25 protein-coding genes are annotated in these 23,485 nt (G+C 66.9%); 5 read left to right on the forward strand and 20 right to left on the reverse strand.

Translation table 11 applies throughout. The features are described 5' to 3' along the window. Positions 1-4: 4 nt before the first annotated feature. The gene (locus BM070_RS18180; RefSeq protein WP_092940765.1) at positions 5-3,928 is read right to left on the reverse strand and encodes a tape measure protein; all 3,924 of its coding nucleotides are present in this window, start codon (positions 3,926-3,928) and stop codon (positions 5-7) included. A gap of 14 nt (positions 3,929-3,942) precedes the next feature. On the opposite strand from BM070_RS18180, the gene BM070_RS24395 reads away from it, so the two are divergent. After that, a complete protein-coding gene (locus BM070_RS24395) occupies positions 3,943-4,125 on the forward strand; it encodes a hypothetical protein (RefSeq protein ID WP_139222871.1) in 183 nt (60 codons plus the stop codon). Positions 4,126-4,141: 16 nt separating this feature from the next. Here the strand turns inward: BM070_RS24395 and BM070_RS18185 are convergent, their stop codons facing one another. From BM070_RS18185 to BM070_RS18245, 13 genes are all read right to left on the reverse strand, one after another. Then, positions 4,142-4,918, reverse strand: a complete 777-nt coding sequence (locus BM070_RS18185; protein WP_092940766.1) for a phage tail tube protein — start codon at positions 4,916-4,918, stop codon at positions 4,142-4,144. A gap of 77 nt (positions 4,919-4,995) precedes the next feature. Then, the gene (locus BM070_RS18190) at positions 4,996-5,451 is read right to left on the reverse strand and encodes a hypothetical protein (RefSeq protein WP_139222872.1); all 456 of its coding nucleotides are present in this window, start codon (positions 5,449-5,451) and stop codon (positions 4,996-4,998) included. Then, on the reverse strand, positions 5,448-5,783 hold the full coding sequence (locus BM070_RS24865; protein WP_092940768.1) for a hypothetical protein: 336 nt from the start codon (positions 5,781-5,783) through the stop codon (positions 5,448-5,450). The genes BM070_RS18190 and BM070_RS24865 overlap by 4 nt, the downstream gene beginning before the upstream one ends. 4 nt (positions 5,784-5,787) lie before the next feature. Next, complete coding sequence (locus BM070_RS25205; protein ID WP_245785289.1) at positions 5,788-6,177, reverse strand: hypothetical protein; 390 nt, start codon at positions 6,175-6,177, stop codon at positions 5,788-5,790. Between the two features lie 9 nt (positions 6,178-6,186). After that, positions 6,187-7,203 (reverse strand): major capsid protein, encoded by a 1,017-nt coding sequence (locus tag BM070_RS18205; protein ID WP_092940769.1) that lies wholly within the window; start codon positions 7,201-7,203, stop codon positions 6,187-6,189. A gap of 2 nt (positions 7,204-7,205) precedes the next feature. Next, a complete protein-coding gene (locus BM070_RS18210) occupies positions 7,206-7,604 on the reverse strand; it encodes a head decoration protein (protein ID WP_092940770.1) in 399 nt (132 codons plus the stop codon). Between the two features lie 2 nt (positions 7,605-7,606). Continuing rightward, positions 7,607-8,953 carry a S49 family peptidase gene (locus tag BM070_RS18215; protein WP_092940771.1) on the reverse strand — a complete coding sequence of 449 codons (1,347 nt, stop codon included), beginning with the start codon at positions 8,951-8,953 and terminating at the stop codon, positions 7,607-7,609. After that, positions 8,950-9,384, reverse strand: a complete 435-nt coding sequence (locus tag BM070_RS18220; protein ID WP_092940772.1) for a hypothetical protein — start codon at positions 9,382-9,384, stop codon at positions 8,950-8,952. Before BM070_RS18220 ends, BM070_RS18215 begins: the two co-directional genes overlap by 4 nt. After that, positions 9,381-11,042: a phage portal protein gene (locus BM070_RS18225; protein ID WP_245785290.1), complete on the reverse strand. Its 1,662-nt coding sequence runs from the start codon at positions 11,040-11,042 to the stop codon at positions 9,381-9,383. Before BM070_RS18225 ends, BM070_RS18220 begins: the two co-directional genes overlap by 4 nt. Positions 11,043-11,052: 10 nt before the next feature. Next, on the reverse strand, positions 11,053-11,295 hold the full coding sequence (locus tag BM070_RS18230; protein WP_092940773.1) for a DUF6148 family protein: 243 nt from the start codon (positions 11,293-11,295) through the stop codon (positions 11,053-11,055). Continuing rightward, a complete protein-coding gene (locus BM070_RS18235; RefSeq protein WP_092940774.1) occupies positions 11,292-12,029 on the reverse strand; it encodes a hypothetical protein in 738 nt (245 codons plus the stop codon). The genes BM070_RS18230 and BM070_RS18235 overlap by 4 nt, the downstream gene beginning before the upstream one ends. A gap of 201 nt (positions 12,030-12,230) precedes the next feature. After that, a complete protein-coding gene (locus BM070_RS18240; protein ID WP_092940775.1) occupies positions 12,231-12,740 on the reverse strand; it encodes a cyclic nucleotide-binding domain-containing protein in 510 nt (169 codons plus the stop codon). Between the two features lie 24 nt (positions 12,741-12,764). After that, the gene (locus BM070_RS18245; RefSeq protein WP_092940776.1) at positions 12,765-14,945 is read right to left on the reverse strand and encodes a phage terminase large subunit family protein; all 2,181 of its coding nucleotides are present in this window, start codon (positions 14,943-14,945) and stop codon (positions 12,765-12,767) included. A 77-nt stretch (positions 14,946-15,022) separates the two neighbouring features. Between BM070_RS18245 and BM070_RS24405 the strand changes: the two genes are divergently transcribed. Continuing rightward, positions 15,023-15,340 (forward strand): hypothetical protein, encoded by a 318-nt coding sequence (locus BM070_RS24405; RefSeq protein WP_139222873.1) that lies wholly within the window; start codon positions 15,023-15,025, stop codon positions 15,338-15,340. Between the two features lie 17 nt (positions 15,341-15,357). Here BM070_RS24405 and BM070_RS18250 read toward each other — a convergent pair whose 3' ends face one another. The 5 genes from BM070_RS18250 to BM070_RS18270 all read right to left on the reverse strand — a co-directional run bounded on the left by BM070_RS18250 (position 15,358) and on the right by BM070_RS18270 (position 21,378). After that, positions 15,358-17,160, reverse strand: coding sequence for a DNA cytosine methyltransferase (locus tag BM070_RS18250; protein WP_092940777.1), 1,803 nt, complete (start codon positions 17,158-17,160; stop codon positions 15,358-15,360). Continuing rightward, complete coding sequence (locus BM070_RS18255) at positions 17,160-17,765, reverse strand: hypothetical protein (RefSeq protein WP_092940778.1); 606 nt, start codon at positions 17,763-17,765, stop codon at positions 17,160-17,162. The genes BM070_RS18250 and BM070_RS18255 overlap by 1 nt, the downstream gene beginning before the upstream one ends. 475 nt (positions 17,766-18,240) lie before the next feature. Then, positions 18,241-19,935 carry a DUF5906 domain-containing protein gene (locus BM070_RS18260; protein ID WP_092940779.1) on the reverse strand — a complete coding sequence of 565 codons (1,695 nt, stop codon included), beginning with the start codon at positions 19,933-19,935 and terminating at the stop codon, positions 18,241-18,243. Then, entirely contained in the window at positions 19,928-20,995 is a 1,068-nt protein-coding gene (locus tag BM070_RS18265; protein ID WP_092940780.1) for a toprim domain-containing protein, read from the reverse strand. Before BM070_RS18265 ends, BM070_RS18260 begins: the two co-directional genes overlap by 8 nt. After that, the gene (locus tag BM070_RS18270; protein ID WP_092940781.1) at positions 20,995-21,378 is read right to left on the reverse strand and encodes a hypothetical protein; all 384 of its coding nucleotides are present in this window, start codon (positions 21,376-21,378) and stop codon (positions 20,995-20,997) included. The genes BM070_RS18265 and BM070_RS18270 overlap by 1 nt, the downstream gene beginning before the upstream one ends. 286 nt (positions 21,379-21,664) lie before the next feature. On the opposite strand from BM070_RS18270, the gene BM070_RS18275 reads away from it, so the two are divergent. Further along, entirely contained in the window at positions 21,665-21,904 is a 240-nt protein-coding gene (locus BM070_RS18275) for a hypothetical protein (protein ID WP_092940782.1), read from the forward strand. 74 nt (positions 21,905-21,978) lie between these two features. Here BM070_RS18275 and BM070_RS18280 read toward each other — a convergent pair whose 3' ends face one another. Beyond that, on the reverse strand, positions 21,979-22,221 hold the full coding sequence (locus tag BM070_RS18280) for a helix-turn-helix domain-containing protein (protein ID WP_353615611.1): 243 nt from the start codon (positions 22,219-22,221) through the stop codon (positions 21,979-21,981). 63 nt (positions 22,222-22,284) lie between these two features. Between BM070_RS18280 and BM070_RS18285 the strand changes: the two genes are divergently transcribed. Next, positions 22,285-22,842, forward strand: coding sequence for a helix-turn-helix domain-containing protein (locus tag BM070_RS18285; protein ID WP_092940783.1), 558 nt, complete (start codon positions 22,285-22,287; stop codon positions 22,840-22,842). Positions 22,843-22,863: 21 nt separating this feature from the next. After that, entirely contained in the window at positions 22,864-23,433 is a 570-nt protein-coding gene (locus tag BM070_RS24410; protein ID WP_139222874.1) for a DUF4124 domain-containing protein, read from the forward strand. Positions 23,434-23,485 lie beyond the last annotated feature (52 nt).

Consider the following 23,485-nt stretch of genomic DNA (forward strand, 5'->3'; position numbering starts at 1 on the left):
GGCGTCAGAGTCCTGCCTGGCGTTTCTGGTCTTCGAGGTACGTCACCACGGCGCGGGCCAGTTGCTCGATGTTGGCTTGGCCGCTGCTGTTGGTGGGCACGCTGTACACGGTCGGGCTGGCGCCGATGTAGACGTTGACGATGCGGTCCACGCGCGGCCCCGATCCGCCCTCGCCGGAGCCACCTCCGCTACCGTCAAGCGGTGGCTTGGGCAGCGGCTGCGGCGCGGCGGGGGAGCCCGGCTGCTTGCCCTTGTTGCGCTCGTAGTCCAGCATGGCCGCGGCTTCGGATTTGCCGGCGCCGAGGCGGTAGTACTCGGACATCTTCCCCAGCGCCTCGGCCAGCGTGGAGAACTTGCCGCCCCACTGGATCTGCGCGGCGCTGGCCGTGTTCGAAACAGATCCATCGGGCTGGGTGAACTGCGCGGAAAGCCGCTCGGCCAGCATCTCGTCCAGGCCGGACTGCTTCAGGTAGTCGATGATCGTGGTGCGCGTCCAGGCGAACTGCGTGGCGCTGGCGGGCTTGTTGGTGATGCTGGAGGCCGAGACATCGGCCGAGCGCTGCGCAGCGGCTGCAGCCAGGATCTGCCCCTGAGCGGCCAGGGCCTTGGCGCCGGCATCGGAATATGCGGCGCCGAGATCGCGCACGGCAGCAGCGCCAGCGCCGGCCGCGACCACAACGCCACGCATGGACGTGGCCGACTTGTCGAGCGAGCTGGACAGCACCAGCGAGGACTTGCCGGCCTCATCGGTGACCACGCGGTAGCCGCGCACCGCCGCTTCTGCTTGCACCCATGACGGGGCGATGCCCTTGTTCGCTGCGATGGCGGCCTCTGCGGTCTTCACGAAGGCCTCGCGCAGCTCGCGAGTGCTGGCGATGCCGGACTCGCGGATGGCGTCGTAGGCCTCCCTCGCGTTCTCGGCGTTCTGCTTCAGCGTGGCGTCGGTGGTGAGGCCCAGCGCCGTCATGCCTTCGCGCAGTGAGTTGATACCGGGCTTGGACTTCTCCAGCGCATCGCTGAGTGCAAGAGCCTTTTCTCGCGCCTGGTCGAGCAGGCCGTCCGCCACCTTCTCGCCGAGCGTGTTGCGCAGCTGCTCGACACGCGCACGTACATCATCCAGCGCCTTCTGGCTGTCGGCGGTGTTGAGAGCCTTGACGAAGCTGGCCTCCAGCACGCGGCCCGCGTCCACGCCCTGGGCCTTGAGCTTGTCCAGGCCGCCGATCACCACCTCCAAGTCGTTGATGGCGCTGCGCGAGGCCTCGCCGATGCGCCCCTGCAGCACCGTGAAGTCCAGGCCCGTGCGGTCCACCGCTTCGCGCAGCAGCACGTTCATGGTTTGGGCCACGCGCTCGGCCTCACGGTTGGCAGCGCTCAGAGCCCCCTCCAGACGCTGGCGCAGGCCGCGCACCACCTCTTCCGAGGCTCCCTGCTGGAGGGCGTCGCTCAGCTGCTTCTGCAGCTTGCCGGCCTCTGCAGCCGCCGAGCCGAATGCCACGCGCGCCATGGCCTCGAACTTCGCCAGGTCCTGCCCGTCCAGCGCCTTGGCCCAGGCAGACTGGAACTCGGCCGCCGTGATCTTGTTGTCAGCCCGCAGCTTGTCGAGCGCCGCCGACATGGTGCGGATGCCTGCGGAGTTGGAGACGTCGAAGTCCTTGCCGATCTTGCTCAGCGCATCGGCCGTGGATTCGCCCGCCTTCTTCAACTTGTCGAACTCGGCAATCAGGCCGGTGGACTGCTTCGTGAGGTCGAAGCTGCGGTTGCGCACCTCTTCGTACATGGCGGCTTGGCGCCGCATGTTTTCAGCCTGGATCTTGCCGGCTTCATCGAGCGCGCGCAGCTTGCGCTCGGCATCCTCCATTCGCTGGCCCCAGCCCATCATCTTGGCCGTCTGCTCGCCAATGGAGCGGGTCATGCCGAGGATCTCGGGCGTCAGCGCCGCCACCGCGATCCCCCACGGTCCGAACAAAGCCGACACCCCACGCCAGACGATGCCGGCGCGCGCCGCGCCCGCAGCGTTCTCGACCAGCGCGGCAGTGCTGCGCGCCGTGGAGGCGGTGGCAGCATCCTGCGCGAGGCTGGCGGCGCGGGTGAAGGCTCCCACCTCGCCCCACGCCTTGGCGTTCTCCGCGCGGGCAGCGGTGTTGGCTTTGGTGGCGACCGTGCTGGCGGCCTGTGCAGCCACACCCTCGGCCTGGGCGGCGGCACTGGCGCGCTGCGCGACCACGTTGGCAGCGGTGGCGGCGGTGTTGGCCTCCAGCGCGGCAGTGGCGGCCGTGGTGGTGGTCACCCAGCGCGCGAAGTCGGCCACCAGCCCGGCGATCTTGATCGCCGCCCAGGCCTTGCCGGCAGCGGTGAGGGTGTTGACCAGCAGGTCGATGTTGCTGGCCAGCGCGTTGATCACCTTCGCGGCGTTGGCGCTGCTGATGAGGCCGTTGTCGGCAGCGCCGACGTACAGGGTCCACTGCGTGGAGAGGTTCTGCAGCGCGCGGCCGACGGTGGGCGGGAGCTTGCTGAACTCGCCCGCGATCACATCGGCCTGGCCTTCCAGGCTCTTCATGACGGCCTCGGAGGTGAGCGCGCCCTGATCTGCCAGCTTGCGCAGTTCGCCCGTTGTCACGCCCAGGCCCTGGGCCAGCGCTTGCGCCAGGCGGGGGGCCTGTTCCATCACCGAGTTGAATTCCTCACCACGCAGCACGCCGGACTGCAGGCCCTGGATGAGCTGCGTGATGGCGGCCTTGGCACCCTCGGCCGAGCCGCCGGAGAGCTGGATGGACTGGTTGATGGTTTCGGTGAGGCGCAGCGCCCGCTGCTGGGCCTGCGTGGCGGCCATGCCGCCCTCTTCTGCAGCCTTGGCGAGGCGGGTGAAAAGGGTGCCGGTTTCATCGAGCGCACTGTTGGTGCGCAGCGCGATCTGCTGCACGCCCGTGAACGACTGCTGGAACTGCGGCCCCTCGCCGGTCGCCAGCTTGATGCGGGCCTCGAGGTTGCGGAACTCGTCCGCCGTGGCCGCCACGTCTTTCGCCAAGCCGCCGAAGTAGCCACCGCCCACGGCGATGCTGGCGATGCTCTGGATGCGCTGCAGCTGCGTGCTGATGGACGTCATACCCTCGCGCAGGGTGCGCTGGTTCTGCGCCTGCACCTGGGTGGACTGCGACGATGCTGCCGCTGCGGCCTGGTAGGCCGGGGCCAGCGTGGCGACCTCGGCGCGCACCTGGGCGACGGCGGTCTGTAGGTTGCGCTCCTGCTGCGCCAGATTGGTGGTGGAGACGCCCACGCTCTGCAGCGATTCGCGGGCGCTGCCGAGCGCGGTGTTCTTGTTGCGAAGCTCGCCCGAGAGGCGTTGCGCGCTGCCGATGGCGAGGTCGTATTCCTTGCGCAGCGCGGCCTCGGCGTTCTGGGCCTGGCCCGCGGCCTGGGCGGCGGTGCGCTGGGCCTGCTGCTGGGTCTTGACCTCTTCGGTGGCGGCCTTGATGGAGTCCTTGAGGCCGGTGACGGTAGCGCGGTATTCATCGCTGCGCCGGGACGCGCCCGTGGTCTCTTCGCGCACGGCCTTAAGGGCATCGCGCTTGCGCTGCAGCGTGGCCTGGGCTTCGGCCACGGCGGCGGAGGCGCTGCGCTCTGCGGTGCTGAGCGTCTGGGTCTTGCCGGCGGCGTCCTGCAGTTCGTTGCCGAGGCGGTCCACCACGCCCACGGCCTGGTCAAGCTGCTGCGACAGGCCCTGCGTTTCGCGCTTGAGGGTGCCGAAGGCGCTCAGGGCCTTCTGCTTGGCGTTGAGGGCTTCCAGGGCCTGCGCGGCGTCCTGCGCGCTCTGCTTGAGGTCGCCATCCAGCACGTCGCTGACCTCGGTCAGCGCCTTGGCGAGCTGCTCGGCATCGGCATCGCCCTTGACTGCGGCCTCGATGTCGTATTTGATCTTCGGGTCAGCCATTGGAGGATAGAGCGATGAAAGGGTTGTTGTGGTGCATTGCCCTGGTGGGCGCGGGCATTCCGCTGGCCCTGCTGGGCCTGCTGGTGGATTCGGAGCGCCTCATGGCGCTGGGTGCCGGTGCCATCGCCACCGTGGTGGTGGGATGGCCCGTGTTGGTGCTGATGGGCGCGGTGCAGACGTCCGCACTGCGCCGCTGAGGCGCTGGCCGCCGCGTCAGGCGGTGGTAGCGCCGGGCAGGCGGACTTCGTAGGGCTCGGTCTTGCCGGGCGGCGTCACCAGCTTGCCGCTGAGCGTGATGCCCGAGAAGTCGGAGCCCAGGAAGTCGAAGCCGTTGTTGGAGCCGAGCGCGCACTCCCACACGTCCACTTCCATCGGGGAGCCATCCACCATGTTGCGCCCGTCGAAGCGCGCCTGGCAGCGCACCTGTGTGACCCGGCCGCCCAGCACCTTCTTGCCTTCCACCGCACCGTAGGTGGCGGTGAGTTTGAGCACGTCGTTCTTGGCAGGTGCGCCCGACGCACCTGACTTGAAGCGCACTTCGCCGCGCAGCCAGTTGACTTCGTAATGCGTCCCCAGCACGTAGGTAGTCGAACCAGCACCATTCTTCAGTGCGAAGCTCTGGTCGCTGATGCTGCGCTTGCCCAAGGGCAGCCACTGATCCAGCGCCGTGACCGTGAAGTTCGCGTCGGTGAAGGTGCCCGAGCCCTGCGTCAGCGCCGCCACCATGCCCTGAAACTGCATGGCCAGCGCTTCCACGGTGGCCGCAGCCAGTTCGATGGTGATCTCGGTCGGCTTGGGCAGCACGACGGATGCGCGGGCCTGACCGTAGTCGAGGTGGGAGCGAGATTCGCTGACTTTTTCCTCGAAGTTGGGCTTGATCTCGAACTTGTCGGCGTCGAGCGGGTCGCCGAAGCCGTTGTAGGCCTGCTTGGTCGTGTCCCAGAGGTTGAGGGAGACGAGGCCAGCGGCCAGGACTGCACGTGCTGTCATGATGGTTTCCTTCTCTGCAAAGCAAAAGGCCCGCACGCGGCGGGCCTGGGTGAAACGAAAGATCGACGCCGGACGGATCAGTCCGGGTCGCGGTAGTCGAACGTGAACATGCCGAGCACCAGCCCGCCGCCCACATCGATGTTTTCCAGCCGGAAACGCACCTCGCCTTCCACCAGCCCGGAGCCTTCGGCGCGCACGCGCTGGTTGATGGCGGCCAGGCTGTCGCGCACGGCCAGCTTGGCGGCCCGGTAGTCGGCATGCGCACCAGCGCGGGCCTGCTCGGTGCGGTTGATGACACCGAGCGAGAAAGCGTAGGTGCGCTTCTGCCGCTGGCCGGGCTGATCGCCGCGTGGCTTGTCGTGCTGATCCTCGAAGAAGACGATGCGCGGGCCTACGGTCAGGTCGCTGGCGCGCACGGGGTTGTCGAGCACTTCGGCGCCCTGGAGAGCCTGGGCGTTGCGCAGCGCTTGCACGATGGCCATGCCGATGGCGAACGGCGCGCCTTCGGGCAACGTGTGGGCACGATCCCTCATGCCGGCACGCTGCCGAGCAGCGCCTCCATTTCCGCGCCGTCGTTGACACGGCGCGGGGCCTCCAGCACGCGGAAGCGCGTGCCCACCTTGATGCCTTGCGAAGCGGCTTCGTCCAGGCACTCCAGCACGTCGTCAGCCCGCAGCTCGCAGTCTGCGGGGTAGCGCAGCGTGCGAGATGCGGCGAACACCCGGCCTTCGAGCGCTTCGTCATCCACCGTGCCGACGATGCCGACGACTTCCCGCGCCAGTTCCCCGGCCCGGTGCCGGCGGAAGCGGGCGGCGAAGTCGCTGCCGAAGAACACGGTGCGCATGTCTTCTTCGAGATGGAGCATGGCGTCAGGCCTTCTCGGCTGCTGCCTTGTCAGCTGCTGCCTTCTCGGCCGCTGCCTTCTCGGCCGCCGCCTTCTCAGCTGCCGCCTTCTCAGCTGCCGCCTTCTCAGCCGCCGCCTTCTCAGCTGCCGCCTTCTCAGCCGCCGCCTTCTCAGCCGCCGCCTTCTCAGCCGCCGCCTTCTCAGCTGCCGCCTTCTCAGCCGCCGCCTTCTCAGCTGCCGCCTTCTCAGCCGCCGCGATCTCTTCTGCCGAGTCTTCCTCGGCCGAGATGGCGCCCAGATCCTGCAGCCGCATCAGCTCTTCAGCCGGCAGACGGGGGACTGCGTCACCCTGCTGCAGTTCCTTCGCCTTCGGCGCCTGGCCGATGACGATGACGTGGTTGGCTACGAACTTCATGGCAGGCCCTTAGCGCACCGTGGCGCGGAAGGTGCTGTTCGGCCGGTAGGGCACCAGCAGCGGGGCGCTTTGCAGCATCAGGTAGCGCACGCTGGGGTCTTCTTCGACCCAGCTCTTCACGAAGTAAGAGCCAGGCTTCAGGTTGTTCACGTCCTGAATCGCCCCGAAGTGACGCACGCCTTCGAAGTAAGCATCGGCAACGCCGATGACCGTGCCATCGGGCACCAGGGGAGACGTCGAGCCATCTTCGTTGGTGACGTTGATTGCCGGGATCACCCAGATGCGGAAGCCGTCGATCATGCCCATCAGGACCAGGTCTCGGCTGAGCACGGCATCCGTATCGAGCGTGCTGCTGCCGCGCATCAGTTCCAGGCGCTTCCACGTGTCCGGATCTTTCCGGAACACGGTGTACGCATCACGCGTCATGTACCAGTCCGAAATGGGCGTCTCAGCCATGCCAGACCATTGGTGCAGATCTTCGATCGGGCTGACGCCCGAGTCGCCCCACTTGTTCCCGGTGGTACGAACCACCGTGTTGCCTGTGGCGCGCCCGAAGTCCACCACGGTCGTGGGGTACTGTTCACCCTGGACCGTGACGCGGCCGTTGTAGAGCGCCTGCACGGCCATCCACTCGAGACGGCGCTCCAGGCGCAGGAGCTTGGCGGAGAGTTCGGTGGCGACGTCCAAGGCCAGACGCTGTTCGGGGTCGAACTCGCCGCCAATTTGCTCACCGAGCCGACGCGTCAAGGCGCGAGCGGCCGTGAAGGGCGTCTTGTCCTTGATGTAAGCCGGCCTGAAGGTCTTCGTCGCGAAGCCCGTGCCCTCCACGATTTTTCCGGGCACCAGCGGCGAGACGAACGGCGCCATGCGCAGGTCGGTGCCCTCGACGTCGAAGTGGATCTCGGCGTCCGCGGACTCCACAACACGGGTGAAGTACTTGGCCGCGAAGCCCAGCTTGGGCTGGGGCAGTGCGCGCACCACGCCCTGCAGCGTGGCGATGTCGAACATGATGTCGGTTGCAGGCATGATCAGGCAGCTCCGTAAGGCTTGATGAGGGTGATACCCAGCGTGCGCAGGCCTGCGCGAACGCTGTCGGGGGTGTGGCCGGCGCCGAAGGTCATGGCGGCCTGGTTGAAGTCGCCGCGCTCGTAGAAGAGCGTTTCGGCGTCGGCGGCGCTGGCGTCGGTGTCGTGCGCGAGCACGGCCACGGGGGTCTGCGAGCCGTCGGTGGCCGCAGCGGTGGAGAGCACCAGCTTGCCGCTGGCGGTGATGCGGCCCAGCAGCGCGCCGCGGGCCAGCACCTGGCCCGCGGCGAGCGTGCCCTTGCGGGACACCAGCAGATCGCTGTTGCCCGCGATCAGCTCCCGATAGACAGGCGAGGTGGCGGTGGTAACGCCGCCGGCGATGAAACGGTCGGTGATGGGCATGATTACTTGATCCCGTTGGCTTTGTTGAAGAGCGCCACGGCGGCTTCCGCTGCGGCTTCGGGGGTGGGTTTGTCGGCGCCGTCTTGCGGTGCGGCGCTGCCCTTGGCGGCAGGGGGAGCGTCCTTGCGGTGGGCGTCGATGGCGGCCTTGCGCTGGCTCTTTTCAGCGGACAGGACGGCGAGGCCGGCTTCGGCCGCCGACGTCTTTCCGTCGAAGGCCAGGCCCGCCAGCAGCTTTTCGTGGCCGGGCAGGCCTTCGCCCACTGCCAGCACGGCCTGGATGCGGGTGCGCTCGGCGGCGGCGCCTGCGGTGGTGAATTCCTCGCGCATTTGCGCGAAGAGCATGGCGTGGTCCTGCTCGAAAGACGCACGCGTGATGGGCGACGGGGGCGTCGCGTTGGGGTCAGCCATGTTGGGCTCCTTTTCACGGGTTGAGGGCTTGTCGTCTTGGGGCGCAGCACCGGCGCTTGGGGACGGGAGGGCCGCCAGGGCGAACACGGCCTTGCGGCGCGTGCTGTACCTGGCGGGGTCGGTGGCCATGCTTGCCACCAGTGCGTCGAGCGTGGAGACACCGTCCACGAGCCCTGCATCGATGGCCTGCTGGCCGCGGAACACTCGGCCGTCGGCCATGTGCTCCAGAACTTGATCGGAGGTGACGCCACGGTTGGCAGCGACGGCGTCAACGAAGAGGGTGTAGACGTAGTCCACATCGGCCTGCACGATGGCCCGGGCCTCTTCGCTGAGCGGTTCGTTGGCCTTGGAGATACGCTTGTAGCGGCCGGCGGTGATGTGCTCCTGCTGAGTGGAGGAGTTGGGGTTGTAGGAGCGGTCCACCACCACGCCGATGCTGCCCACGGTGACCACCGGGCCGCTGATGTAGATGGCGTTGGCGGCGCTGCCGGCCCAGTAGCCGGCGCTGGCCAGCTGCTCGGACGAATGCACCACCAGCGGCTTTTCGGCGGCCAGTTCGGCGATGGCCTGGGCGAATTCGGGCACGCCGATGACGTTGCCGCCTGGCGTGTCCATGGCCAGCACGATGGACCGCACGCGCGGGTCGGCCGCGGCGCTTTCGAGCTGCTGCGTGGCGAGCTGAGTGCTGATGCCGCCCGAGACGCGCATGAACAGGTTGGCCTTGGGCGCCATGACGCCCGAGAGCTGCAGCACGGCCACGCCGCCAGGCTGGATCGTGTATTCCTGCTGGTCGCTGGCGAGCGGGCGGTTCAGACGGGCCTCGATGGCGGCGATGTCGATCTTCTCGCCGCGCATGTGCGTGGCGTAGATGGCCTGGATCTCGCGCAGCTTGTCGGGCTCGATCGCCCAAGGGCTCATGATGAGGTCGAGCAGGGTCATGGCTTGGGCGCCTCCTGCAGCTTGGACGGCTGCCGGCCGCCGACGATGAATTCGAGCAGCGTCAGGCGGTTGTCATGTCGGTTGTCGCTGGACTGCAGCGCGCGCAGTTCGCCGAAAGCCCAGCCGACCATGCCGAGCGAGGACATGGCGACGATGCCGACCAGCTTCCACGTCCAGCTATGCACCTTGATGTCGGCCTTGACTCGGTCAAGGTCCGCGCCGAATTCGTCGGATAACTGGAAAAGGCGCTTCTGCCCCGCGTCGAGTTGCGCGAGCTTCTCGCCCACGACACCGACCGTGTTGCTGAGCTGGCCCTGCTGGGTGCCGATGCCGATGATGATGCCCTCCAGCCGCGAGTAGCTGTTGATCAGCGTGTCCACGCGCTCTGCGAGCACGGCCAACTGCTCGGGGGAGATGGTCTTTTCGGTCATGGTTGTGAGCCTGTGTTGTCGGGTGCGGCCGGCTCCGGTGCGGGGGCGGGCGCAGATGCGGGCGCTGCGGCGCCAGGCTTGGGCGCGGGCTGCATGCCGTCGGCCTTCATGCGCTGGTGCTCGGCCAGCTTCTGGCCGTAGGTGTCGTTCCAGTCGCTGCCCCACAGCTCCCACTCCGCGCGTTCGCGGGTCATGAGGCCCGCGTCGATGGCGCTTGTGTAGGCCGCTACTTCGTCCTTCGGGTTGATGGAGCCCATGCTGTCGCCGTGCCAGCCGGCGCGCGTGTACGCCCAGCGCAGCAGCGGGTCTGCGAAGAAGCCGGGCGCGGGCACGCGGCCGAGCGCCACAGACTCCACCATCCACGTCTCGTAGATGGGCTGGCAGAAGCTGAGCGCGAGCCAGTTGCGCACGCTGCGGAAGTAGACCCACGCATCCAGCAGCGCGGCCTTGCTGGCGCTGTAGCTGGCGTTGAACTGCTTGATGAGCAGTTCGTAGGGGATGCCCAACGCCATGCCGATCTGCTTGACCACGGCCAGCACGAAGGGCTCGAAGTTCGGGCTGGGGCGGCCCGGGGTGGGGAACTTGACCTCTTCGCCAGGGCGCAGCGTGATGGCGGCGCCGTGGCTGAGCATGCTTTCGTAGCGCGATTCCTGGCTCTGGTCTGTCGAGGGCCTGACCAGGGGGTTGCTGCCACCTGCAGGCACCTGCACGAAGGCGGTGACGCACGCGGAGATGACCGCCGCCATGATTTCCGATTCGGTATAGCGCGCGATCTGCTTGAGGCAGTCCACGATGGGCGCCAGGTAAGGTATGCCACGCGGCAGGCCCGGGCGCAGCTTGCTGAAGTGGTGCAGCATGCGGCGGCGCCCGCTGGGGCCTACGCGGTCGATCCACTGGCCCTTGCCCAGCCCGGTGGTGGCACCCCACCACACGCCCGAGCCGGGGTGCTGGTCGTACAAGAAGTAAGCGTCCGGAGCGCCCTTGTCGTTGAAACGCACGCCTGCGGCCATCTGCGCGGTATCCGAAAGCCCGTTGGGGTTGCCCACGCGGTCTGCCTCGATGACCTGGGTGCGCAGGCGGTAGGGCATGTCCGGCGTGGCCTCATCGGCATCGGGCAGCAGGGTGAAGCAGTCGCCGCTCTCGAGCTTTGCGCGCAGCACCAGGGCCTGCTGCTGGTAGAAGGTGTGCGTCTCTTCGATGTCGCTCAGCGGGCTGTCGGCCCACAGGCTGAACTCGGGCTGCACATGGGTAGCCTTCCATTCGGCGGCCTGCTCGGGCGTCCAGCCCAGCACCTTGAGGTGCGGCTGTGCGCTGAGCGCGAGGCCGGTGCCGACGACGCGGTCCACGTTGGTGTTGATGGCCCCGCCGCCAATGGGCGAGGTGCGCGCCAGGTCGCGGCTCTGGCCGCGCTGCAGGGGCAGGCGGGCCAGCGTGTCGCTGCGCGCATCACGCGGTGCTGGGCGCCAGGCCGGGTCTCTCTGCGGTGGTGCTTCCACGCCGAAGCTGCCGCCGCCGAAGCCACCACCGCTGCCACCGAAGGCCATCATGCCGCCGAGATGCGGCATCAGCTGCGACATGAGCTGCGCGCGGGCAGCGTCGATCGTCCGGGCTTCGATGCGGTTCTGTTGCCGCTGTGCCCGGGATGTGCGTTTGCTCATGGTGCGCCGATCAGTAGGGGCGGATGTAAGCGACGCGCGGCTCGGCCAGCGATTCAAGGCGCTGGATCTCGGCGCGCACTTCCTTGATACCGGCCTGGACCGACTCGAGGTCCGCACGCCGGTTGCGGCGGGCCGTGCCGCCGTTGCCGATCACGTACTCTTGCGACTCGAGGATGCGGACCTCGGCCGCCAGATAGGCCTGCAGCCGAGCCCGGGCCTGCTGCAGTTGATTGGCGGTGCATGCGGCGCTCATTGCCAGTTCCCCCGACCTGCCAGGCTTGCCACGGCCTTCTCGAATTCAGGGCGGAAGCGATCCAGCGCCACGCGCTGGACCACGCCGTCGAAGTCCAGGCGGCGGCTGTAGTCCGGTGCGCTCGACGTGAAGACGAACAGCGCGCGCAGGCGCTTGCCTTCTCGCCGCCAGATGCCTTCGGGGCGGTCGCCGCCAATGGGCTTGCCCACGAAGAGGTCGTTGGCGAGCTTGCGGCCACGGCCGGCGCGCTGGCCCTTGGCGCCCACACCGCCGCGGATGCCCTTGAGCGCGGCGAGGATGGTCTGCACCTCGGCGCCCTTGACGTTGCCCGCCGCATCCAGCGACAGCGCCGGGCCGGGCATGGCGTACTGGTCGGCGCGCAGGACGCCGGCATAGCGCATGGCGTTCTCGGCGCGCTTGTGCTTGCGCATGCCGCCTTCGACTTCGGGCTGCAGGTAGTTCTCTGGCGCCACGCCGCCCGCCTGGTTCTTGACCATGACCCGGGCTCGCAATGAGTCCTTCTTCGCCGGCTCAATGCGCAGCGCGTTCAGGGTGTAGGGCGTAGGGCTGCTGAAGACCTTGCGCATCTCTGCCGGCAGCTCGATCTGCGCCGCATACCGGGCCACGCGCGTAAGGGCGGTGGACGCGGCGTAAGGCAGCATACGTGCGGGCACGTCGCGGATCTCGGCGATCACTTCGGCGATCGTCGGGCCGCTGCGGCTGATGGTCAGCATGGGTTTCTGGCGCTCCAAAACAAAGCCCCCGGGGCCTTTCGGCCGCCGGGGGCGGTGGTCACAACTAGGGTTGCGAGTTATGTTTTTTCAACTAGGCGGAATTTCTAGACCTAGCTGAATTGGGGCCAATTTTGGGGCAAAGTGTCTCACGCTGGCGAGCACTATTTTGTCTCATGTAGTGAGACACTTTTTTAGTTGACGCTATCCGCCACGGTGAGGTAATGCATTGCCCGCCGCGATATTTTCGGCCTCCACTATCTTGGCAGCTATCGCTACCTGCTGCCGGAAATTTGACAGCATCCGATAGAAGGTTGGGCGCGAGATGCCCAAGGCATCGGCCGCGCGCTTGATGGGGCGCACGCGCAGGATGTAGTAGGCATCGAACGTGCCTCGGGCCGTGTCCTGCGGCTGGCTGCAGTAGGCCAGGTGGAAGGCTGCCAGCTCGGTGCTGTTGGGCGCGTCCGGGCCGCCCGGCGTGCTGGGCCGGGAGCCGCCGCTGCTGCCGGCCAGCTGGCCCAGCACCGAGCCGGAGGAAGGCGCCGGGCCGAACAGGCGGCGGGTGCTGCGCCATGCGACATAGCGCTCGCAGAGGTCATCCAGATCGCGCTGCGCTTCGTCCAGCGCGGGCTCGATCTCTTCCTCTGCCGGGCTCAGCGGCGCGGGCGCGGCAAGCCTGACGGCTGCGGGCGGGTGGGCGTTGTGGCTGCTCATGGTGGTCCTTGGATGATGGCTGTTTTACAGGATGCGGCGGCCCAAGGGCAAGGGCCTGCCGAGGGCGTTGTGGTCGCTGGGCGCCGCGCCCACGGTGACGGAGACCGAGGGGCGTGGAGCCGATGCGGGGGCGGGCGCAGGGGTGGGTGCGGGCGCAGGCGCCGGCTCTTGCTGAGCGACGGGTTCGGGGGGTGCGGACGTCCGCACCTCGCCATCCATCGGGCTCGCAGCGGTCGCCCCCGGCACTGCGGGTACTGGTGAGGGCTCAGGCAGAGCGGCCGGTGCATCGGAGGCCGGCACCTGGGCCAGCGCCTGGACCGCCGCATCGGCCGCGAAGAGGTCGCCGTTGCGCTGCATCTTTTCGCGGTACATCTGCCAGTCGAGCGAAGTCCAGTTGTGCAGGCCGAGCTTGTGCGCCAGCGCCAGGTTGTAGACGCTGACGTCCCAGGCCTCGTTGCGCGCACCGTTGGGCTTGCGCCATTCACGGAGGGGACGGCCTTTGTGCCAGCGCGTGAAGGGGCGTTCCACGACCATCTGCTCGAACCAGTCGGCGTGCAGGCGGTCGTGGAAGTGCATCGCGCCAGGGCCTTCGGTGAGTTGCATTCGGTTGCTGAGCCAATCTTTGGCGACGTCGGTGCCGACGGCCCAGAGTTCGGCCCCGCCAGGCGTCTTGTGGCCGCCCCAGTCGATGTCCACTTTGTTCGGCGTGCTGCTGATGATCGGCTTGTTGGGGCGCGAGTGGCCGTGCAGCACTACGCAGTCGAGGTGCCTGCGCTGGGAGCCGTAGTTGTAGACGTCCTGCGTGTTCGCGCCGCCCGCGTCGATGGCGTAGGCGGTCATGTAGATCGGCACACCGGAGGCATGCAGCAGCGGGGTGCGCCGGATCTCGTCCAGGCGCTGCCACACGCTGCCCGGCTCATCCGGCGGCGTGGATGGGTCGCCGCGCAGCACGAGGTAGTCGAGCACCCAGTGCTGCAGGCCTGGGCCGAAGCCCTCGATCTGGACTTCGAGGCGGTCCGGCTGCGTGTCCACCGCCATGGTGACGATGAGGGCCGGGTCGGGGACGATGCGGGGCGGGTAGTTCTCCGCGCGCTCGCGTAGTTCCTGGGCCGTGGTGACCTTGTCGCTGTTCTCGTAGCTGAGCGCCAGGCGGGTGTTGTAGAAGACCTGCATGGCGCCGTGGTCGCCGCGCTTGATGCATTCCTTGGCGTGGGCCAGCTGCCGGGCCAGCGCGAGCCACGTGATGGCGCCGATAGGCATGTAGAACGCCGACAGCGTGAAACTGATCGTCTCACCATCGCCCTGCGTGGATGCCACCCAGCGCGCCTGGCCGCCCGCGGCTTCGTCGCGCAGCATGGCGGGCTTGTGGCGCTCTTCGATGTCGCCGCCGCAGTCCGGGCAGGTGAACCACGCGCGATCCATGAAGCCGGTGACGTCGTCGCGGCGGTAGTGGAAGTTCTGCAGCACCAGCTCGTGCAGGTGCCCGCAGTGCGGGCATGGGACGTGGTAGCTCTCCTGCGAACCCTTGTCGAACAGGGTGTCGATCTTCGAGTAGCCCTTCACGGCCGGGCTGCTGGTGTAGAAGAATTTCGCGTCGTTGGCGTACTGCGTCGCCCGGGCTTCGGCCAGTTCGATGGGGTCGCCCTCACCGTCCACGTCAAGCACCAGCCGGTCGATCTCGTCCACGTAGATGTACGGTGCCGAGACTTCCGCCAGGTTGGCGGCCGAACCGGCGGTGTTCATGTAGAGCGTGGCGTCGCCCAGGAAGTCCTTCGCCTGGACCGTGTTCCGGGAGTCGCGGCTCTTGGCTGCGGCCACGCGCTCTTTGAGCACGGGCGTGTTGCGGATCATGGTGGAGACCCGTGCCGAGAACCGCTTGACCAGCGTGTCGGTGGGCTCCAGCGCGAGTATGTTGCGCGGCCGGCGGTGGATGAGCGAGCCGATCCAGTTCAACGCCGTCTGCGTCTTGAACATCTGCGACGCCACCCGGGCCACCACCCGCTTGCACGGGTGCCCAGGCGAGAGTACCTGATGCACGCGCCGCGCCGGATAGCTGTGGTCGAAGCTGAATTTGCCGGGCTTGGCGTTGCTCTTGGGCAGCACCACGTACTCTTCCGCCCACTCGTCGCAACGCAGTTCAGGGTCGGGGCGCAGCGCCTCGATGGCGGTCTGCACGACCAGGTCGTAGCCGTCGGCGAGGTTCATGCGCACCTCGCCAAAGTAGGAATGACACGGACTCGGTTAATCTTGTTACTCCCTGCAATCAAACTTAGGAGGATGAAATGGGAGTAAAGATTAAGGATCTCAGCGCAACCATCGAGTTGAAGAACAACGGGATGGAACTGGAAGTGCGAACACCCGACGGCACGTTCAAAGGTGACTTGGTAATCACTAAGACCGGGCTCATCTGGTGCGAGGGAAAGACACAACGAGCAAACGGAACCAAGATCAGCTGGGACAAGTTCGTGAAGTTGGTGGACGGCGACGGCGCAGCGAAGAAGGCACCGGCGAAGAAAGCCGCCGCACCGAAGCCTGAACCGATAGCACCACAGAATGAAGGCAAGGCAGCTGCCAAGAAAGCAGCAGGCAAGGTCAATTAAGTTCTCAGATCGGGGGGTCATGCGGCCCTCCGCATCGGCACGCGGCTGTCCCAGTTGACCTTGATGACGGCCTTGCCTAGCAGTGGCGGCACGGCGTTGCCACACATGCGCACCTGGGTGGACTTGCTGAAGATGCGGCCATCGTGGCCCCGGTCGATGATGTAGGTCTTCGGAAAGCTGTTGGCGTTGTACAGCTCGCGCGGGTTGAGCATGCGCAGCTGGATGTCCACGATGACGTAGGGCGTGCCGCGCAGCCACACCGTCACAAGGGCCAGCCGGTCTTTGGTGGTGCTGGTGGCCATGGGCTCGCGCAGGTCGCCGAGCTGCCCGCCCTGGCCGTAGTAACGGATGAGGAAGGCGGCCACGCGCATGGCGCCCGCCTCGGCCTCGGGCGACAGTGTGTATTCGACCAGGGCGTGGTGCTGGCCGGTGGTCAGCGTGGGCGAGGGCTGTCGCAGATCTGTGGGCGCATGGCCCGTCGTGTTGCTGATGAGCGTGGCGGTGACGACACGCTGCTGCTTGCCGCTCGATGTGATGGTGGACATGGGCGCACGGGCGTCGTGGCCCGGGGTTTCGTTGAACCCGCCGTTGGCCTGTTCCACGAAGGCTGTCACCGCGGCGAATTTCCCTGCGCCGACCACTGTGCCCAGCGGCTGCTGGGCGTCCAGGGCGCGCGGGGCCTGGCCGTCGCGCTCGCCGTAGCCCATCTGCACCAGCGAGCCCACCGCCACGGCTTGGCCGCCACCGGAGGCGGTGACGGTGCCGACGGGGTCTCGCACAGAGGTGTTCCCATGGCTCCAGCGTGGTGCCGCCGCTGTGCCCTGGCCGTGGCCGGCCTGGATCATGACGGGGGCCACCACGGCATGCGAGCCGCCTCGAGGCATTGCGGTGATGGTGCTGAGCGGTTCTCGTCCACTGCTCAGTCCAGCGCGCGACCAGTTGGCGATCTGCACGATGAAGGGGTCGGCGCTGTCCAGAACGTAGCGCTTCATGCCGTGCGCCACGCGGCGCAGGGTGGCGTCGGCCAGCGGCTTCTCGCGCTCGAAGATGCTGCGGCCCTGGATGCTCCAGTCGATGCATTCGGCCGCGCTGCGCCAGCGCTGCTGGCCCTTCTTCGGGTTCTTGAAGTGGGTGGGCTCGGGCCACACGATGGGGGCGCCATCACAGCGCGCCACCATGAAGAGGCGGCTGCGGGTGGTCGGGGCGCCGTAGTCGGCTGCGCAGAGGATGCGGTGCTCGACCTCGTAGCCCTGGCGCTCCAGCGCGCGGACGAAGGCGCGCCAGGTCTTGCCGGCGCGCTTCGGGTCCGGCACCAGGTGCTGCTGATCGACCGGCACACGCTCACCGGGCTGGGCCACCGTGCCGTCCAGCTTGACCACACGCTTCGTCTTCGGGCACCGCTTGGCGATCAGCGGCCCCCACAGGAGGATCTGCTTGACGTTCTCCAGCGTGATGATGCGAGGGCGCTTGGTGCCGCCCCACCGCACCGCCCGCCACGCCAGCGCGCGCAGGACGCGGGAGCGAGGCTGCCCGCCGCGCGCCTGGCTGTGGTGGGTGCAGTCGGGCGAAAGGTGCAGCAGCCCGACGGCGCGGTCGCCGGTCACCACGCGGGGGCAGACCTCCTTCACGTCCTTGCAGTAGTGGACCGTCTGCGGGTGGTTGGCCTCATGCATGCTGCAGGCGTCCGCATCATGGTTCACGGCGATGTCCACGTGCCGGCCGATGGCCTGCTCGATGCCTTCGGACATGCCGCCGCCGCAGGCGAATTCGTCGGCGATGAGTTCGTCGGCCAGGCCGAGCAGGAATTGCGGGGATTGCATCAGGTGCTCCGTTTCGGTTGAGTGAGTTCGGTGAGCCGGATCTCGGCCGCCGCGAAGGCGGCGCGCAGCTCGTCGGTGATGACGCGCTCGATGTCGCGGGCCTCGGCCATGCCGATGACCTTCGCAGCGGCGCGCGGCGGGGTGCTCATGAGGGCGTCGCGCAGAGCGCGGAAAGCGTCGAAGGTCGCGTTCTTGACGGCGTCGCGCTCCACAAGCCGCTGGGCTTCCTTGGCGTTCTCGCGCTCGGCGGCTTCCACGGCGGCGCGTTCGCGGCGAGTGCGCAGGCTCTGGTAGTCGTCGCCGGAAGCAACTGGGGGCACGGTGGCCGCAGCAGCGGGCGTATCCGCGCCGCTGGCGGCGGCTTCGATGGGCAGGGCAGGCATAACCCCATCCAGCGGCGCTGGCGCGGCTGTGCGCCCGCTGTCGGCCCGCGCGCGGGTGTTCCGCGCCCACTGGATATCCGCCACCTCCGGGTCGATCATTTCGCGGCCATTGGCCTGCGGGATGGCCGTGATGCGGCCTTCCTTGATGGCCTTGCGCACGGCCTTCTCGTCGCAGCCACGGTGCCGCGCGTATTCGGACTTCGTGAGGAGTCGGACCGCCATCGGACTAGCCCCCGGCCTTCGGACTGTTCACCGGACTGTTTGCCGGACTTTTGTCCGCACCAGCCACTAACGTCCGCACGGGGGTCGAATTACCCTCTCGGTCGGATGCCGCAGGAGTACCTACTGGGGGGGTGACCCGGGAACAACACGCGAGCACTATGGCCGCGGCTGTCATGGCCGTCGTCGTCGCGGTGCTGAGTCGATCCATTTGCTTTTCCTTTTTCAAAAGAGTGAAGTGCAGTTACGCGGTTATGGGCGCGCGTAACGGTGCAACCCGCGCCACGCCTAGCGAGTTACACGGTTATGTGGTTACGCACCTCACGCACACACATGCATGCACACACGCACACGCCCGCCTGCATGCCTGCACGCACACACAGGTGCGTGAGGCGCGTAACGGCATAACCGCATAACAACCCGCGCCGGCATTGGGTTTCGCGGTTATGCGTGCGCGTAACGGTGTAACGATCAGGGTTCAATTCGCACCTCCATCACCATCGGGCGAGTCGCCATCGTGGGAGGGGGAGCCCGAGCCATAGCCCAGGTACTTGCGCAGGGCTTCGCCGAAGTCCTTCACGGCGCCCGATGCCCACTCAGACTCGGTCAGAGCTGGGTCATCGTCCTTGGCATCGGGGGCTCGAAGCACGGGCTCTGCCACCAGCAGCACCCGCTCTGTCTTCTTCGCAGCGCCGGGCCGCGTGACGTTCATGGCCTTGACCCTGGCCGGCTTCCCCTGCCCCTCCGCAAAACGCAAGAGGGTCGGGGTGAACTGGCCCTGCTTGAAGGGGTAGCGGTCGCCCGTTCGCTGGCACCACTTCAGGTAGGCGGAATAGGCCTGCCCCACCGCGCAGGCCATGTAGGGCAGATCGAGTTCGCCGCCTGACCACTCTTCCCAGAAAAGCTCAGGCGACTTGCGGTTGATCGCAATCAGCGCCGACTTCGCTTCCGTCATGGGGGCCGGGGCGTAGGGGTGGAAGTCCTTCAGCGGGTAGTGCAGCAGGTAGTGGTAGAACGCCTCGGCTCCACCGTTGTCCCGCCACTCGCCCAGCTTGCGGTAGTACTCCGGGTCTTTCGCCCGGGGCGTGTACACGACCAGATAGCGGCGATCCGAGTTGTCCAGCGCGAGCGGCTGCAACTCGTTCGAGAGGAACACGATGTTCATCTGGTTCTTCTCTTCCCGCCGGCTCAGATTCTTGGGGTTGATCTGCACCGTGGGCGACGTGATCAGCGCCTTCAGCCGGTTCTTGTTGTGGACGAGTTCCGCCCGGCTGGACACCTCATCGCCCACCACGAACAGCTTGCAGCTGCGCCAGTCGTTGAACTTATCCTCCAACTCATCCTGGCCGACCAAAGCGCCATACTTGCCGTAGATCGCCACCATGATGTCGAAAAGGAAGTTCTTGCCGGCGCCCTCATCGCCATGCATCACCACCGCCGTGCGCAGCTTGGCGCCGGGGTGCTGCAGCGGGTACGCCAGCCAGCACAACAACCAGTGCATGACGTCGCCCGTGTCCGCCTCATCCGCAGTCGCCCGGCTGGTCAGATAGCCGATCAGGTCAAGGATGGGGTCTACATCGCCCTGCTTCGGCACCATCGCCATGCCGTCGTACAGATTGACCGTGGTCTCGGGGTCGGCCTGCAGCGTGGGGTCGAACACCACGTCATCCAGGCGCACTGTGCGGCGGCGCTCGCTGGCTTTCCACAGCCGCACCATGTCCGCCCCATGCGCGTGGCCCATGTTCGCGATCTTCATGATCAGGCGCTCCGACCCGTCCCAAACAGTGTCTGTGCCGTAGATCAGCACAAAGTGCTCGATCAGGTGATTGACCTTCCCCCAGTCGATCGTTTTCTCTTTCTTGCGGCCCTGCACCGGCTTTCCCGGCTTCTCGGCCGCATCGCCGGAATCGTCCCCAGCCTCACCACCCCCATCCCCCGACTTGCGCGCAGCTGCGCTTACTTGGGGGGGCGGGGGGCCGGGCGGAATAGAGCCCGCATGAGACGATGACGCGTGAACGCCCTGCCCCGCCCCCGCGCCGAAAGCGACGTGAACGACAGTGCTATCCAGCGGCGCTGACGCGCCGGTGGCAGGAATGGCACGCGCCTCTTCGGGCGCGTGCGGTGGGGGCGTTGGCTCCGCGCCCAATGGCCCGCTGTCCGGCGCGTCAGCCATAGACCCTCGCCATCGCCGCAACCACGCCGGCCAGCTGCTTCGTCACCACCTCCAGGCCCTCGCGCGCCTGTAGGTCGTTGAAATCGGTGTCTTTGTCGCCCCGGGTACCTGGCGCGAAAATGGGCCAGACGATGTCGCAGCCCTCGACCTGTCGCGCGACGGCCTTCGCCGCCTTGCGGCCGGGATTGCTCGGCACCCCGGTCTGCCGGTCCACCGTCTTCCAGTCGTCGTCGGCCAGGATGAGGATGCGGATGGTCGGGTACAGCCGACGCAGCAACGGCACCACGTGCGCCAGGTTCCCGGCATCGAGGGCCACGAACACCGGCCACTGCCGGCCGCAGGCCATGCGCGCCGTCAGCCCGGTTGCGTAGCCCTCCACCACCAGCAGCAGGCGCGTCGTGTCGGGGTCGATATCGCCCAGGCGCACACAGCAGCCCGGCTTCTCCATGCCCCGCTGATAGACCTTGCCCCCGTCCGGCTTGATGAACTGCAGGGCACGCAGCGCCTGGTCTCGCGGCAAGTCGAAACGCAGCAGCGGCACCACCACCGTGCCGGCAGGCAGACGAATGACCGTGTCGTCTTCGCCGGGCTCGCCTGGCCACCGCAGCACCAGCGGCTGCAGGAGGTAGCGGCAGGACTCGCCCAGCACGCCCTTGCGGTCGAGGTACGGGGAAGTGCCATCGCGCGCGGCCCTGCGCCACACGCTGATCGCCTCGGCCGCGGCGTTGGCGATCTCTATCCGGCGCTGCTCAGCCGCAGCCTCGCGCTGCTGGCGCACCTCACGCGCCCGGCGCTCGCGCTCTTCCGGGGAGAGGGGCGCCCACTCCACATCCACCTTCTGAGAGGCACCCCCGGCCCGGTACGTGCCGAACGTGCCCACGATGTAGTCGCCGCCGCCCTTGTCGCGGTCACGGCGGAACAGATAGAACTTGTACCAGTCTTTCCCGCCCTTGCCGCACGTCACGCTCTTGCGCGTGTCCAGCTTGAGAGGCAGATCCCGCTCGCGCAGCTCGATGCCGAACTGCTGCATCTGCAGCAGCACCTGTTGCAGGTTGTCCATCAGCCCTGCACCTTCTGGATGCGCTCCAGGCGCTGGGTCAGTGCGGCGAACTCGCCCACCATGGACTGCATGCGCCGCGTGAGCAGCTCAGCCTCGGAGGTCGGCTCCACTGGGACGGGGGGCGCGTAGCCCGTCTCTCGCATGATGAAGGCCGTCAGCCCGTGGAAACCCACCTCGCGCGACAACCGCATCAGCATCATCAGCTGCGAGGGCGCGAGGCGTTCCGCCCGCTGGCAGTTCAGGCAATCGAGCAGATAGCGCGCCGCGCCGTCCGGCGTCTTGTCGGGCCAGATCATCGGGCCGACCTTCTTCGCGCCACCCAGGTGCTTCACCGCGTCACGCGCAGCGTCGAGTTCGTCTTCATACAGCAGGGGATCGTTCATGGATCAAGCCTTGGCATCGTGGTGCTGGCGCCGTTCCGAAGGGTTCCGACAGATTCGGAACCATTCGGAATGACCGCGCCGGGCAAAAAAAAGAGACTCCAGGCCATGCACCACCGCACGCCCAGAATCACCACCGAAGAAAAAGCCGCCGGCCGCCCCCGCCAAGGGAGGGAGAGGGAGGAAGGAACGCGAAGGCGAGCCACCGCTGCAAGCGGCCACGTGGCGGAAAATGCCCCGGGGGCCGCCAGAGCCCCAGGAACGGAAACGAAGAAGGAAGGAACAGCGAATGAGCCAGGAACCGCGCCATGCCACGCAGATCCCGCTGAATGCGGACACCGTGAATGCCATCGTCAATGCCCTCGGCGCCGTGGTGTTCGCCACCACACGACAACTGCCACCAGAGCGGCAAGCAGCGCTCGCCAACGACCTGGCGAAGCTGGCGAAGAACGAGGAACGGCGGGGGGACACCACCACCGAAACCATCCTGCTCGACCTGCACCGCGCGGCCGTGGCTGCGGCCAGGTGATCGCCGGGCCGGACACAACGAAGCGCTTGGAAGCTTTCCACGCGTCGAACAACGACTCGAGAGGGGCCGACCTGTTAAGCATGGCTGGACCCCTGCAGTCCAGCCTCCTCAGTACGGTCGGCACTCTCGCCGCCGCACACTGCATTAGCCAGACGGTCCAACCTGATGGCATCGTCAGCCGCCTTCGCCACGTCGCCTCGTTCCCAGCGAGACAGACGAGGCTGCGGAATGCCGGCACGCCGGGAGATCTCAGATTGCGACAACCCGGAGGCTCGGAGTCGCTTCAGGTTCTGCAGTGTGGTGCTCATGCGCCGCATTCTATGCGGTTTCGCATGATTTTTGATTCGTTATCGAATTATTGAGTAGTGCATAGTTCGACCATGACCGGGCCACAGTTACTCCAGCTACTCATGGACACCAGAGGGCTGAATCCGAACGCTCTCGCCGAAGCCCTCAAAGGGGCGACGGGTCAACCCCAGATTTCCAAGTATGTGAAGAACCAGATCCAGGAGCCGCGACGGAAAACCCTCCAACCCATCGCTGATTACTTCCGGGTCCCGATTGATGCCTTCTACGACCCCGACCTGGCCGACAAGACGGCACGCGAGCTGGGAATTCTTGCGGACGATGACAGCGAATTCTTGGAGCCCCCGGCCCTTCACAGAGTGGCCGAGCCGCCAGTGGCATATGCCATACCGCGCCACAGCTCCTACACTACGCGCGATGCGCTTAGACAGTTGCGCGACCTGCTGGCCGGCGAGTCCCCTGGCGTGCGACAGTCCGTCGTCGCGCTGATGGGCGACATGGCCACGCGGGCCGATGACCGTCAATTCTCTGACCAGATCATCGAACGCATCATGGGCGCGCTTGGTCAACTGGGAAACGACGCTCCGCAGCCATCTATCGCCTCGACGCCCGTAGGTGGCGCGGCAAAGTAGCCACAGACAAGGGTAGTCCGAATGACGCGTGCTAGTAACTGCCAGACGCGGGTACCAGAGATTCTGGGGTTCGCGCTTTCAATGGCGTTCAGTCAGCAGAGCTTCGCGATCAACAAGTGCGTGGATCGGGAAGGCCGCATCAGCTATCAAGAGGCAGCCTGCCCGACGAGTTCGAGCGCAACAAGCAGCCTCAAGACCTGGCAAGCCGCCAAACCACAGCCGCAACAGCCCGAAGCGCGGCGCGTGGAGCCCAACCTTCAACTAAGCGGACCGCCTGAAGCGGCACAACTGCTTTCGATCTATCGGCGATGGGCCGACGCCGAAAAACTTGCCATGTCCACAAGCCGCATCGCCTTGGCAGGCCCGGCGGCCAGTATGCAGGCGCTACTTCGTGAGGCAGAGGCCCTGACTACACCGGCGTGCCTTGATGACGCGCGAAAGCCGCTGCTCGACTTGCTGTCAAAGAGCAGCAACGCAATCTTGCAGTTCATGGGAAAGCAGGAAGTCACAGGTATGGCCTACCAATTACTGCAGCGCCCAGAGCTGATCCAGGCGTTTGAGAAAGCAGTTACCAACGCGAAGTGCGGCTGACCCTGCTTTTTTTCGCATGACTATTCGATATCGATTGACTTAACTATTCGAA

The organism is Paracidovorax wautersii (assembly GCF_900113035.1).
GTDB lineage: Bacteria > Pseudomonadota > Gammaproteobacteria > Burkholderiales > Burkholderiaceae_C > Paracidovorax > Paracidovorax wautersii.